Below are 13,439 nucleotides of genomic sequence, written 5' to 3'. Positions count from 1 at the left end.
CTCTAATCACGCCACCGTTACCGGCGACGATCGAGGGCACAATGCATCAGCTCATGATGAGTTTCGTAACGTTGCGTTTCCGCGTGTAACATCAAGCGCTTGGCCGTACAAAGCGTCGAGCATTAACAGGATGCATAAATGAAAATGCCCGGAGGCGCTGCAATGACCGCAAAATGGGATTTCTGGATCGACCGCGGCGGTACCTTCACCGACGTCATCGGCCGTGACCCCGAGGGCGGGCTGCATCCCAGGAAACTCCTTTCGGAAAATCCCGAAGCCTATGCCGATGCTGCCATCCAGGGCATTCGCGAACTGCTCGGCGTCCAGCCCGGCGCCCCAATCCCCTCCGCTCTGATCGGCGATGTCAAAATGGGCACCACGGTCGCCACCAATGCGCTTCTCGAGCGCAAGGGCGACCGCGTGCTGCTGCTCATCACCAAAGGGTTCCGCGATGCGCTGAGGATTGCCTATCAGGCGAGGCCCGATATCTTTGCCAAGCAGATCATCCTTCCCGAACAGCTCTATGAGCGTGTCGTCGAAATCGACGAAAGGGTTCGCGCCGACGGCAGTGTCGAGCGCCTGCTCGACATCGCCGTCGTGCGTCCTGCCATCGAACAGGCCAAGGCGGACGGCATCGATGCGGTCGCAATCGTCTTCATGCATGCCTGGAAACACCCCGAGCACGAAAAGGCGGTCGCCAAAGTCTGTCGAAAGCGCGGATTCTCGCAGGTCTCGGTCAGTCACGAGGTCTCGCCGCTGATCAAGCTGGTCGGCCGCGGCGACACCACGGTGGTCGATGCCTATCTGTCGCCGATCCTGGCAAGGTATGTGCAGAAGGTGGCGGAGGAACTGGGTGCCCTCTCCCCCCTCGAGGGGGAGATGGCTGCGCAGCAGCCAGAGGGGGTCATCTCAGAAGGCACCGCCAGAGTGTCGCACCCAGTCGAGCCGACCCCACCCGGCGGCTTCGCCGCCACCCTCCCCTCAAGGGGGAGGGAAAGCCCTCGCCTCATGTTCATGATGTCGTCGGGCGGCCTCACCGCCGCCGACATGTTCCAAGGCAAGGATGCGCTGTTGTCCGGCCCGGCTGGCGGTGTCGTCGGCATGGTCGAGACGGCAAAACTCGCCGGTTTCGGCAAGGTCATCGGCTTCGACATGGGCGGCACCTCCACCGATGTCGCGCACTATGATGGCGACTACGAGCGCGCCTTTGACACGGAGGTCGCCGGCGTACGCATCCGCGCGCCGATGATGCGCATCCACACGGTCGCCGCCGGCGGTGGCTCGATCCTGCATTATGAGGCCGGCCGCTTCCGCGCCGGGCCGGATTCGGCCGGCGCCAATCCCGGCCCGGCCGCCTATAGGCGCGGCGGCCCGTTGGCCGTCACCGACGCCAATGTCATGCTGGGCAAGCTGCAGCCCGAGTTCTTCCCGGCTATTTTTGGACCGGGCCAGGACGAACCGCTCGACGTGCAGACGGTTCGCGAAAAATTCGCGGCCCTTGCCGCCGAGATCGGCGACGGCCGCTCGCCGGAAACCGTCGCCGAAGGGTTCATCACCATCGCCGTCGAAAACATGGCCAACGCCATCAAGAAGATTTCGGTGCAGCGCGGCTACGATGTCACCGAATACCTCCTGAACTGTTTCGGCGGCGCTGGCGGCCAGCACGCTTGCCTGGTCGCCGATGCGCTTGGCATGGAGGCGGTGCTGATCCATCCGTTCTCTGGCCTGCTCTCGGCATACGGCATCGGCCTGTCCTCTGTATTTGCGTCACGCCAGCAGGCGCTGCTGAAGCCGCTGGCGGAAGATTCCGAGCCAGCAATCGATGAACTCATCGCAACGCTGCGCAAAGCCGTCATCGACGAACTCGCTGCGCAAGGCATCAGCGAAGACGCGGTCGCCTCGAAGCCGGTGCTGCAGATCCGATACGACGGCACCGATACCGCGCTGCCAGTGAACTTTGGGCACGGCTCGATTGCGCAGGCCAAGGCGGACTTCGAACTGGCGCACAAGGCGCAGTTCGGTTTCGTCTACGACGACAAGCCGATGATCGTCGAATCGGTCGGCGTCGAAGGTACCGATACCGGCGGCACCGGCCGCGACGAAGGCGATTCAGTTGTTGAAGACGTGGCCGCAAGTTCTTCCGGGACCCGGAAAATCTTTGTCGACGGCGTCTGGCGCGACGCCGGCATCTTCCCTCGCGAAACGCTGAAGCCCGGTAACAAGATCGCCGGCCCCGCTTTGATCATCGAGCCGAACCAGACCATTGTCGTCGAGCCGGGCTGGCAGGCCGAGATCACCGCCAAGGACCACGTATTGATGCGGCGCGTCGAGAAGAAGCGCCGGCACGCCGCACTCGGCACCGAAGCCGATCCGGTGATGCTGGAGGTCTTCAACAACCTGTTCATGTCGATCGCCGAACAGATGGGCGTAACGCTGCAAAACACTGCCTATTCCGTCAACATCAAGGAGCGGCTCGATTTCTCCTGCGCCGTTTTCGATCGGAACGGCGCGCTGGTCGCCAACGCGCCGCATATGCCAGTGCATCTCGGCTCGATGGACCGCTCCGTGGAGACCATCATCCGGCTCAACTCCGGCGACATCCATCCCGGCGATGTCTTTGCCCTCAACGCACCTTACAATGGCGGCACCCATCTGCCTGACATTACCGTGGTGACGCCGGTGTTTTCCCTCCCCCTTGAGGGGAGGGTGGCCGCGAAGCGGCCGGGTGGGGTCCTCTCAGAAGGCACCACAAGTGCGTCGAGCACTGCCGCAGCGACCCCCTCCGCCGCCTCCGGCGGCACCTCCCCTCAAGGGGGGAGGAAATCCTCTTCTACGTCGCCTCGCGTGGCCACCATGCCGACATCGGCGGCACGGCGCCCGGCTCGATGACGCCGCTTGCCACAACCGTCGACGAGGAAGGCGTGCTGTTCGACAATTTCCGCATCGTCGATCGCGGCCGGTTCCGCGAGAAGGACCTGGAGACGCTGCTCACCGACCACCCCTACCCGGCGCGCAATCCGCACCAGAACATCGCCGACCTCAAGGCGCAGATCGCCGCGAACGAAAAGGGCGTCGCCGAGCTGCGCAAGATGGTCGCGCATTTCGGCCTTGGCGTGGTCGAAGCCTATATGGGTCACGTCCAGGACAATGCCGCCGAAAGCGTGCGCCGCGTTCTGGAGCGGCTGCCCGACAGTTCCGAATACGAATATCCGACCGACACCGGCCAAAAGATCAAGGTGAAGATATCGGTCGACCGGGAGAAGCGCGAAGCGACCGTCGACTTCACCGGGACGTCGCCGGTGATGAAGAACAATTTCAATGCGCCAGAGCCAGTCGCCCGAGCAGCTGTGCTTTATGCCTTCCGCGTCATGGTCGAAGACAACATCCCGATGAATGCCGGATGTCTGCGGCCGATCAATATCATCATTCCCGACGGCTCGATGCTGAAGCCCGCCTATCCCGCGGCAGTCGTCGCCGGCAATGTCGAGACCTCGCAGCACGTCACCAACGCGCTGTTCGGGGCGATGGGGGCGTTGGCCAATGCGCAAGGCACGATGAACAATCTCACCTTCGGCAACAAGCAGTACCAGTATTACGAGACGATCTGCTCGGGCTCGCCGGCCGGCCGGATGAACGACGGCCGCGGCTTTGCCGGCACCTCCGGCGTCCACACCCATATGACCAATTCGCGCCTGACCGATCCGGAAGTGCTGGAACTGCGTTTCCCGGTATTGCTCGAGGATTTCCATATCCGCGAAGGCTCCGGCGGCAAAGGCAAATGGAATGCCGGCGACGGCACCAAGCGCACCATCCGCTTCCTCGAAAAGATGGAATGCGCGATCCTGTCCTCGCATCGCAACCGCCCGCCGCAGGGACTGGACGGAGGCGGCGATGGCGAGGTCGGCTCGACCAAGGTCCGCCGGAAGGATGGCCGCGTCGAGGTCCTGAAGGCCTGCGACCAGACCGTGCTCGACGCCGGCGAGGCGGTCATCGTGACGACGCCGACCCCCGGCGGATTTGGCCGCTCCTAGAGGAGGCAGCCAGAATTCGCTCCCGCGAGTCAGGTGGGGTGGTTTTCGAGAACCGAAGCGGAGCGGACATTTGGGTCCGTGAGCGTCGGAAGCGCAGAAAACCGCACCAGATGACCACCGGAGTAGAATTCTCGATGCCTCCGGCTGTCACTGGCCTGTCATGACCCTGCGCTACCCGCTTGCGGCAAAGCAAACGGGGAATCGCCTTGCCATGACGGACATTTCTGGGGAACTGGTTTTTCGCCGCGGCAAGGAAGTCGGCAAGGCCGTCTACCAGAACCGTCCGCTGTCGAAAGCCGGCATCTCCGAGCGCTTGTTTGCCTTCCTGTTCTCCGGCCTTGTCTACCCGCAGATCTGGGAAGACCCCGAAATCGACATGGACGCGATGCAGCTCGGGACGGGCCACCGTATCGTCACCATCGCGTCTGGCGGCTGTAACATCCTCGCCTATCTCACCCGGTCGCCGGAAAGGATCGACGCCGTCGACCTCAACGCCGCGCATATTGCGCTGAACCGCATGAAGCTCGCAGCGGTGCGTCACCTGCCGTCGCAGGGCGACCTGTTCCGTTTCTTCGGCGCGGCTGGGACCGGGCACAATTCGCAGGCCTACGATCGCTTCATCGCACCGCATCTCGACCCGGTCAGCCGCCATTATTGGGAGCGCCGCAACTGGCGCGGCCGTCGCCGCATCGCCGTCTTCGACCGTAATTTCTACCAGACCGGCCTGCTCGGCCTGTTCATCGCCATGGGCCACCGCACCGCAAAATTCTTCGGTGTCGACCCGGCCGGCATCATGGACGCCAAGAGCATCGCCGATCAGCGCCGCTTCTTCGACGAAGAGCTGGCGCCGGTCTTCGAAAAACCGCTGCTAAAATGGGCGACATCGCGAAAGGCTTCGCTGTTCGGCCTCGGCATTCCGCCGGCCCAGTACGATTCGCTGATCACCTCGGGTGACGGCACCATGGCCAGCGTGCTGAAGGCACGACTGGAAAAGCTCGCCTGCGATTTTCCGCTGAAGACCAATTATTTCGCCTGGCAGGCTTTCGCCCGCCGCTACCCTAATCCGGGCGAGGCCGCCCTGCCCGCCTATCTCGAAAAGCGCAACTACAAGACGATCCGCAACAATGTCGATCGCGTTGCCATCCACCACGCCAATCTGATCGAGTTCCTTGCCGGCAAGGATGCCGGCTCGGTCGACCGCTTCGTGCTGCTCGATGCACAGGACTGGATGACCGACGACCAGCTCAACGGGTTGTGGGCCGAGATCACCCGAACCGCCTCCACCGGCGCCCGCGTCATCTTCCGCACCGCGGCGGAACCCAGCCTGCTGCCCGGCCGCGTCTCGAATTCGCTGCTCGACCAGTGGCGCTACGAGAACGACGCCTCGCGCGAGTACTCGGCCCGCGATCGCTCGGCCATCTATGGCGGCTTCCATCTCTACGTGAAGCACGGCGCATGAGCGCGACCGAATTGCCGGCCAGCCATGCCGAGTTGATGGACGGCGTCTATCGTTGGCAGCGCCACATCTACGACCTGACCCGCAAATACTATTTGCTCGGCCGCGACCGGCTTATCGCCGAACTGGATGTGCCGGCCGGCGGCACCGTGCTCGAGCTTGGCTGCGGCACCGGCCGCAACATCATCCTCGCCGCCCGCCGCTATCCCGGCGCGCGCTTCTTCGGCCTCGATATTTCGGCCGAGATGCTGGAGACGGCCACCGCCGCCCTTGCCCGCGAAGGCCTCTCCGGTCGCGTCACGCTGGAGCGCGGCGATGCCACGGATTTCGACGCAAAGGCGCTGTTCGGCGTCGAAAGTTTCGACCGCGTCTTTGTCTCATATTCGCTGTCGATGATCCCCGGCTGGGAGAAGACGGTATCCGCGGCTCTTGCTGCCCTGTCGCCTGGCGGCTCGCTGCATGTCGTCGATTTTGGCCAGCAGGAAGCCCTGCCCGGCTGGTTCCGCACGCTGCTGCGCGGCTGGCTGAAAAAATTCCATGTCGAGCCACGTCAATCGCTGCGCGCGGTTCTGGATTCGGAATCTGCAAGAGTTGGCGCAAGCTTCCGTTTCCAAACGCTTTATCGCGGCTATGCCTGGCTCGCTGTGGTCGGCCCCAGTCGATAGCCAGGATGTGTTGAGATTCAGGTCAGGCCGAGTCGAAAACGGTGGGTTCCGAGAACCGGAGCGGAGCGTACTTTTGGGTACGTGAGCACCGGAAGCGCAGGAAACCGCCGTTTGCAGGCCGGCATCACCTGAATATCGATACAGCCTAATGCAGCACCTTGACCAGCGCCGCTACCATCGCCTGCGGCCGGTAGCCGAGCCTGGCCGGCGTCAGCCCGAGCCGCAACACAACCAGTTGCTCCGAGGGGATGATGGCGACCGTTTGTCCGTCATGCCCCTCCATCCAATAGGTGTCCTTGGGCAGGCCGACGGCAATGCCGGCGCCGGGGTTTTCCTCGTCGCCCGGCCCTTCGATCCATAATTGTCCCTTGCCGTAGACGTTCGAGGCAGTTGCCGGTTCCCGCATCCAGTCGACGAAGCCGGCGGGCAGGATCGCTTTGCCGTTCCAGACGCCGCCCTGCAGCAGGAACTGGCCGAAGCGCGCCCAGTCGCGTGACGTGGCATAGAGATAGGACGAGCCGACGAAGGTGCCGTGCTCGTCGGCTTCAAGCACAGCGCTCTGCATGCCGAGCGGATCGAACAGCGCGGTCCTCGGCCAGGCCAGTGCCTTGTCCTTGTCGCCGATTGCGTCCTGCCACAGCCTGGACAGCATCACCGCCGTGCCGCTCGAATAGGAAAACACCTTGCCGACCTCGCCGGTCAGCGGCTTGGATCCGGCAAAGCCCGCCATGTCCGGTTCGAGATAGAGCATCCGCGTTACATCGGCGACGTCGCCATAATCCTCGTTGAATTCCAGCCCGCTCGACATCGCCATCATGTCGGCGAGGCTGATCATGGCGCGGCCATCTCCCTTCCAGGGACCGAACAGACCCTGGTTGGTCATCGCCAGCTTGCCGTCCTTCACCAGCGTGCCGACGATCGCCGCATTCACCGTCTTGGTCATCGACCAGCCCAATAGCGGCGTCTTTTCGGAAAAGCCGTCGCCATAGCGCTCTGCGACGATGCGGCCGTTCTTGACCACCACCACCGCCCGCATCCCGGCGCCGGTCATTGAAGGATCGTCGAGGACTTTCGCGACCTCTGGATCCTGCGAGGCACCGACATCGTCGCCTTCCGGCCACATCGCATCGGGCAGCGGCGCCGGCGTCGGTGCAGCTCCCGCGACAGCCTCGGCGGCGGCAATATCGCCGTCGGGAACCGAGGCGCAGCCGAGCCCGTCGCGCGCAACCGCGACACTCTTGCCGAGCGCGCCGAACAGGCCCGCCGAAACCGTTCCCTCCTCCTTGTCGACCGACACTCTCATCAGCTTCAGCAATGGATGACCCGGCGCCTGCACATCGACGGCAAGCACGTCGTCGGCATCTCGCCCTGCAATGAAGACGTTCGAGCAGACGATCTTGGCCGCATAGCCGGAACCAACGCGGATCAGTGCCGGCGGGGCGAAATACAGCCAGCCGGCGAGTACCGCGGCGGCCAGCACAGCCAGGCCGAGCAGCCATTTGACGAACTTCAAAAGGATCTGCATTTTGAGTTCCCCCGGCGCGCTCGATCTACGTCATCGATTTGCCGCCATTGTTTCGGCAAAATCGCGGCTCTTGTCGAGCGCCGTCAACCGAATATCAACCATGATCGGCGATCACAGGTGCATGTCGCCCAAAAGTGCGCAGCGGTTTTGGGACAAGGACATGCATAGACAGAGATCTAAGCGCGTCGAAGCGACGCGCTTGGGACAGACCGGGCGATCCTGTGGGGTGACCGTCCGGCGGGGCTTGAATGCGTGCGTCCCAAAACCGCGCAACGGTTTGGGAACGCATGAAACGAAGATCAAGGCGCATCGCGTAAGTCGGTTTCAGACACGCCGCGCCCGGTCGAGGGGCCACCCGCGGAAAGACCCATCAGCGGCCGGCTGAAACCGGCTCGGGAAGTAGCGATGCGCCGTTTCGCGGTCCTCATCACGCTGATGCTGCTTGGTGCCTGCTCGACGGTCGAGGATCTGACGCCATCGCTGTCGTCATCCAGCGCCCCGACGGTTGCGGTACGCGCGCCGCGTTTTGCCGATTCCGACCCGCATGAATGGGACAGCGGCGCACCGTGGAGCTATGCCGTCCACGGCACCGACGTCTCCAAATACCAGACCTCGATCGACTGGCCGGCGGCCAGGGCCAGCGGCATCTCTTTCGCCTTCATCAAGGCAACCGAAGGCGGAGACCGGTTCGATGAAGCTTTCAACGAGCATTGGAGCCGCACCAAGGCCTCAGGCGTCCCCCGCGCCGCCTATCATTTCTTCTACTTTTGCACGCCCGCCGCTACCCAGGCGCGCTGGTTCATCCAGAACGTGCCCAAAGACGGTTCGGCGATGCCGCCGGTTCTCGACATGGAATGGAACCCGAAATCGCCGACCTGCAAGCTGCGGCCCGATCCCGCCACGGTACGCAGCGAGATGAGCACATTCCTCGAAATCGTCGAAAAACACTACGGCAAGAAGCCGATCATCTATACGTCGGTCGACTTCTTCGAAGATAATGGTTTATCGGGCTTCCCCGGCTACCCCTACTGGCTGCGCTCCGTCGCCGGGCATCCGCGCCAGAAATACGGCAGCCATCCCTTCACCTTCTGGCAGTATACCGGAACGGGCGTCGTGCCGGGCATGGCCGGAAACGCCGACATCAACGTCTTCAACGGCTCCGAAGCCGCGTGGAAGGAGTGGTTGCGGCAGAACACCCGTTGACACCAGGCCTGCCGCCTGCTTTTCGACACAGCCAATGACGAATGCCCGCAACCGCTGGTAATCTTCTCGGAAGGATGGCGATGCGATCGCGCTTTGGATTTCTCGCGGCGCTGCTCCTGACCGCCGTGCCGGCCGCGGCACAGCAATGCGGCGGCGATTTCGAGGCATGGAAGCAGGGCGTGGCGGCGGAGGCCAGGGCGGCGGGCGTCGGCGCTGCCGGCCTTGATGCGCTGGAAAACGCCACCCTCGATGAGAAGGCATTGGCACGCGACCGCGCCCAGGGCGTCTTCACCCAGACCTTCATCGAATTCTCGAACCGCATGATCTCGTCGCATCGGCTGAAGCAAGGTGCGGCCAACCTGCAAAAGTATGCCGAGATCTTTGCCCGCGCCGATCGCGAATTCGGCGTGCAGGCGCCGGTCATCGCCGCTTTCTGGGCCCTGGAAACCGATTTTGGCGCCGTGCAAGGCGATTTCCACACACTGAACGCACTGGTCAGCCTCTCGCATGACTGCCGCCGCCCGCAGTTGTTCCGGCCGCAGATCGTGCCGCTGCTGATGCTGATCGATCGCGGCGTGGTGCCGGCCGACGTGACCGGTGCCTGGGCCGGCGAGATCGGCCAGACGCAGATGTTGCCTTCCGACTATCTCGGTCACGGCGTCGACGGCGACGGCAATGGCCTGGTCGACCTGCGCGGCAGCGCGCCGGACGTGATCATGAGCACGGCCAGCAAGATCCAGTCGCGTGGCTGGAAGCGCGACCAGCCCTGGATCGAGGAAGTCCGTGTTCCCGACGATTTGCCGTGGGAGCAAACGGGGCGCACCAACAAGCTGCCGTTGACGCAATGGACCCAGTGGGGCGTTACCAGGCCCGACGGCACGCCGCTTCTCGACAACGGCCTCAAGGCCGGCCTGGCGCTGCCCATGGGTCGCAACGGGCCAGCCTTCCTCACCTACGACAATTTCGACGTCTATCTCGAGTGGAACCAATCCTTCACCTATGCCCTGACCGCGGCAAATCTTGCCGCCCGGCTGGGGGGCGCGCCGCGATTCGATCCGCGCAACCCCGAACCCGGCCTCAACGGCGACCAGATGAAGGCGCTACAGACCAAGCTCGAGGCGAAAGGCTATGACGTCGGCACCGTCGACGGCATTCTAGGCACCAACACCCGCGAAGCGATCCGCAAGGAGCAGATGCGGCTGGGCCTGCCGGTCGACGGCTGGCCGACGCTCGAGCTGCTGGCGAGACTGTGAATGGTGAATTGTGAATTGTGAATTGTGAATTGTAAATGGAATAGCACCGGAGCCGCACTGAACACCAGAGCTACTACTATTCACTATTCACTATTCACTATTCACTATTCACTATTTTCACATCACTGCTAGGCAAGCAGGAAATCGATAAAGGCTCGCAGCGGCGCGGGAACCTGCCGGGAACTTGCGTGATATAGATAAAAACCCGGAAATCTCGGCGACCAGGCTTCGAGAACACGGATTAGCTTTCCCGCTTCGATCCACGGCCGGACCTGGTATTCCAGCATGTAAGCCACGCCGACCCCATCCAGAACCGCCCCGATCATCAGGTCCGTATCGTTGACCGTCAGGCCGCCGCTGACGGCCACTTCCAGGGCACGTTGGCCTCGGGCGAACTCCCAGCGGTAGAGATTGCCGCCGCTCGGCCACTGGAAATTGATGCACTGGTGCTGATGCAGGTCCGCGGGGTGACGGGGTATCGGGTGATGCTCCAGATAGTTCGGCGCCGCCACTGCAGCCATCTCGAGCTCCTCGCTGAGCTTCACCGCCACCATATCCTTGTGCAGCCGCTCACCCAGTCTGATTCCGGCATCGAAGCGGCCCTCGACGATGTCGGTGAGCATGTCGTCGACAATGATTGTGAGGGCGATATCGGGATAGGCGCGGCGGAAATCGCCGAGGATCGGCGCGATGAAACGCGTGGCGGCGATGCGCGGAACATTGATGCGCAGCGAGCCTGCTGGCCGGCCGCGTGATGCATGAGCGTCCGCGACGGCCCCTTCCAGTTCGCTGAATGCCGATGCGATGCGGGCAAACAGCTTCTCGCCCTCAGCGGTCGGCGACATGCTGCGCGTTGTGCGGTTGAGCAGGCGGACACCGAGACGCTCTTCCAGCCCGCGTATCGTCTGGCTGAGTGCTGGAGGCGAAATCCTGAGCTTGCCCGCGGCGCGGACAAAGCTGCCCTCTTCGATAATTGTTGCAAATGCCGTGAGTTCGGAAAACTCGCTTCCTCGCATTATGTACCTCAGGCTTAACAAGTCAGTTAGATAATAGGCTATTCTCTGAGCAATAGCATGCTCCTAGCTTTTCCCCGGAACGCCGCTCGATCGAGGCGACCGTAGTCAGACGAAGGAACAGCCATGCATCGTCCACTTGAAGGCAAAACCGCACTTGTGACCGGTAGCTCGCGCGGCATCGGACGCGCCATCGCGGAGGGGTTCGCGGCCAAGGGTGCTGCCGTGGTCGTCAACTATGTCGGCAACGAGAAGGCAGCCAGGGAAGTCGTTGCCGCCATTGAAGGGAATGGCGGAAAAGCCGTCGCCATCCAAGCGGACGTCTCCAGCATCCTCCACATTCGCAAGTTGTTCGACGAAACCGAACGGCAGATGGGGCCGATTGACATCGTCGTCGCCAATGTCGGTGTCGCCGTCATAAAGCCGCTCGTCGAGGCCACCGAAGCGGACTTCGATCACGTCTTCGGCGCCAATGCCAAGGGCACCTTCTTCACGCTTCAGGAAGCGGCGCGCCGCGTTCGCGACGGTGGCCGCATCATTGCCGTCTCCACCGGTGGAACCAGGATGTTCTTCACGCAGACGGCGCTTTATCTCGGCAGCAAGGGAGCCGTCGAGCAGTTCGTCCGCGTCCTCTCGCGCGAACTCGGCCCGCGTGCCGTTACCGTGAATGCGCTTTCACCGGGCTTCACCGACACCGACCTGCTTCCGGAGCGGGACCGGGCCGTGGCCGCCGGCATGTCGCCCTTCGGCCGGATCGGAGCACCGCGCGACGTCGCCGATGTCGCGGTTTTCCTGGCTTCCGACGAGGCTCGCTGGCTGACCGGCGAGAACATCCAGGCCGGCGGCGGAGTAGCCTGACTACGCGGGCCGAATGGTGAATGGTGAATGGTGAATGGTGAATGGTGAATGGTGAATGGTGACAATTCACCGAAGCGGACGGAACGCAAGAACTACTTCCAGTCACTATTCACTATTCACTATTCACTATTCGCTATTCACCATCAACTAATCCGCCATCGTCTCCAGGCTGGCAAACCCCTGCGGCGCATCGCCTTCGTCGAATGGCGTTGCTACCTCGACGAAGGTGTCGGGATAGAAGCCGTTGAACCGTGTCCGGAGCGACAGCGAATAGGCGCCGATGTGGCCGATCTCGATCCAGTCGCCGGTATCGACGGTTTCGGGCAGCCAGAACGGCCGCGACAATATATCGACGGAATCGCAGGTCGCGCCGCAGACCTTGAATGGCACGATGGTCTTGTCCTCGCCATTGCGCGAGCGGATCGCGGGATCGGGGATGAAGCGTGCCGGCAGCGTGATCTTGCCGGTCCAGGAATCCGACAGCGACGCCCAGATGCCGTCATTGATGTAGAGCCTTTTGCCCTTGCGCAGCAGCACGCGCACGATCAGCGACAGGCAGCGCGCCACGATCACCCGGCCGGGCTCGGCCACCAGCGGCATCTGGTCGAACTGGTACTCCTGGAGGTCGCCCGATAACCGCGACATGATCTGGCCGAGCGACGGCATTTCCGGTTTGCGGCTGTTCGGGTCATGGCCATATTCGGCCGGAAAGCCGCCGCCGACATCGAGCCCGGCAATGTCGAAACCGACGCGGTTGCGCACCCAGTCGGCGGAGGCCAGCGCCCGCTCATAGGTGTCGGGATCCTCGATCTGGCTGCCGACATGAAAGCACAGCCCGACCTTGTAGCCGGTCCGGTTCAGCCGTTCGGCGAGTTCCACCGCATTGGCCGGTCCGGCGCCGAACTTCTTCGACAGTTCGTAGGCCGCCGAGCCTTTCGTCTGGATGCGCACGAACACGGTGATCGCGCCCGGATCGATGTCGAGCGCCCGCACCACCCTGGTCAGCTTGGTGATTTCGTCCTCATGGTCGAGCGAAATGACGCGAATGGCGTACTTTTCCAGCGCCAGCCTGATGTCCGACTGCGCCTTGACCGGGTGCATGTAGAGCATCTCGGCGTCCGGCGAGACGGCGCGCACGGCAGCGAATTCGCCGGGCGAGGCCACATCGAAGGCGCTGACGCCGGCCTCGACCAGTGCGTTGAGCACGATCTGCTCGCCATTGGTCTTGACCGCATAGGCGGTCTTGCCGGGAAACATGCCCATGAACTGTTTGGCATCCGCCTTCAGCACCTGCGGGCGGAAGCAATAGATCGGATCGTCCGGGCGCAGCGCCAGCGCTGCCTCGCGGGCATTTTCGAATCGCTGCATGGACGAATCCCTTGACTGAGGCTGCGCACAATTAATCCAAGCTAGCGGCTAATGAAAACAATTCTAT

General features: G+C 63.0%; 8 protein-coding genes and 1 pseudogene. 6 read left to right on the top strand and 3 right to left on the bottom strand.

The features are described 5' to 3' along the window. Positions 1-162: 162 nt before the first annotated feature. From NKH13_RS13455 to NKH13_RS13445, 3 genes and pseudogenes are all read left to right on the top strand, one after another. Positions 163-4,031 (top strand): annotated as a pseudogene (locus NKH13_RS13455) (hydantoinase B/oxoprolinase family protein). 160 nt (positions 4,032-4,191) lie between these two features. Continuing rightward, the gene (locus tag NKH13_RS13450) at positions 4,192-5,490 is read left to right on the top strand and encodes a BtaA family protein (RefSeq protein ID WP_352716835.1); all 1,299 of its coding nucleotides are present in this window, start codon (positions 4,192-4,194) and stop codon (positions 5,488-5,490) included. Continuing rightward, entirely contained in the window at positions 5,487-6,152 is a 666-nt protein-coding gene (locus tag NKH13_RS13445) for a class I SAM-dependent methyltransferase (RefSeq protein ID WP_352912750.1), read from the top strand. The genes NKH13_RS13450 and NKH13_RS13445 overlap by 4 nt, the downstream gene beginning before the upstream one ends. Positions 6,153-6,297: 145 nt before the next feature. Here the strand turns inward: NKH13_RS13445 and NKH13_RS13440 are convergent, their stop codons facing one another. Beyond that, entirely contained in the window at positions 6,298-7,677 is a 1,380-nt protein-coding gene (locus NKH13_RS13440; RefSeq protein WP_352716839.1) for a serine hydrolase domain-containing protein, read from the bottom strand. Positions 7,678-8,082: 405 nt separating this feature from the next. Between NKH13_RS13440 and NKH13_RS13435 the strand changes: the two genes are divergently transcribed. Both NKH13_RS13435 and NKH13_RS13430 read left to right on the top strand, forming a co-directional pair. Continuing rightward, complete coding sequence (locus NKH13_RS13435) at positions 8,083-8,880, top strand: glycoside hydrolase family 25 protein (RefSeq protein WP_352912749.1); 798 nt, start codon at positions 8,083-8,085, stop codon at positions 8,878-8,880. A gap of 80 nt (positions 8,881-8,960) precedes the next feature. Beyond that, the gene (locus NKH13_RS13430; RefSeq protein ID WP_352912748.1) at positions 8,961-10,133 is read left to right on the top strand and encodes a lytic murein transglycosylase; all 1,173 of its coding nucleotides are present in this window, start codon (positions 8,961-8,963) and stop codon (positions 10,131-10,133) included. 128 nt (positions 10,134-10,261) lie between these two features. On the opposite strand, the gene NKH13_RS13425 is transcribed toward NKH13_RS13430, so the two are convergent. Continuing rightward, on the bottom strand, positions 10,262-11,149 hold the full coding sequence (locus tag NKH13_RS13425) for a LysR family transcriptional regulator (protein WP_352912747.1): 888 nt from the start codon (positions 11,147-11,149) through the stop codon (positions 10,262-10,264). Between the two features lie 123 nt (positions 11,150-11,272). Here NKH13_RS13425 and NKH13_RS13420 point away from each other — a divergent pair, with 123 nt between their 5' ends. Beyond that, positions 11,273-12,004 (top strand): SDR family oxidoreductase, encoded by a 732-nt coding sequence (locus NKH13_RS13420; RefSeq protein ID WP_352716845.1) that lies wholly within the window; start codon positions 11,273-11,275, stop codon positions 12,002-12,004. Positions 12,005-12,151: 147 nt separating this feature from the next. Here the strand turns inward: NKH13_RS13420 and NKH13_RS13415 are convergent, their stop codons facing one another. Further along, entirely contained in the window at positions 12,152-13,372 is a 1,221-nt protein-coding gene (locus NKH13_RS13415; RefSeq protein WP_023721223.1) for an alanine racemase, read from the bottom strand. Positions 13,373-13,439: the final 67 nt, after the last annotated feature.

This window comes from Mesorhizobium sp. M1348 (assembly GCF_040317925.1).
Taxonomy (GTDB): Bacteria; Pseudomonadota; Alphaproteobacteria; order Rhizobiales; family Rhizobiaceae; genus Mesorhizobium.
Note: the sequence above shows the minus strand (reverse complement) of the source record. Positions and strands in the feature narration are given on the sequence as shown.

Bases quoted from the DNA above. Each gene is read 5' to 3' on its own strand.
- NKH13_RS13450 (WP_352716835.1), top strand. From the start codon at position 4,192: ATGACCCTGCGCTACCCGCTTGCGGCAAAGCAAACGGGGAATCGCCTT.
- NKH13_RS13445 (WP_352912750.1), top strand. From the start codon at position 5,487: ATGAGCGCGACCGAATTGCCGGCCAGCCATGCCGAGTTGATGGACGGC.
- NKH13_RS13440 (WP_352716839.1), bottom strand. From the start codon at position 7,677: ATGCAGATCCTTTTGAAGTTCGTCAAATGGCTGCTCGGCCTGGCTGTG.
- NKH13_RS13435 (WP_352912749.1), top strand. From the start codon at position 8,083: ATGCGCCGTTTCGCGGTCCTCATCACGCTGATGCTGCTTGGTGCCTGC.
- NKH13_RS13430 (WP_352912748.1), top strand. From the start codon at position 8,961: ATGCGATCGCGCTTTGGATTTCTCGCGGCGCTGCTCCTGACCGCCGTG.
- NKH13_RS13425 (WP_352912747.1), bottom strand. From the start codon at position 11,149: ATGCGAGGAAGCGAGTTTTCCGAACTCACGGCATTTGCAACAATTATC.
- NKH13_RS13420 (WP_352716845.1), top strand. From the start codon at position 11,273: ATGCATCGTCCACTTGAAGGCAAAACCGCACTTGTGACCGGTAGCTCG.
- NKH13_RS13415 (WP_023721223.1), bottom strand. From the start codon at position 13,372: ATGCAGCGATTCGAAAATGCCCGCGAGGCAGCGCTGGCGCTGCGCCCG.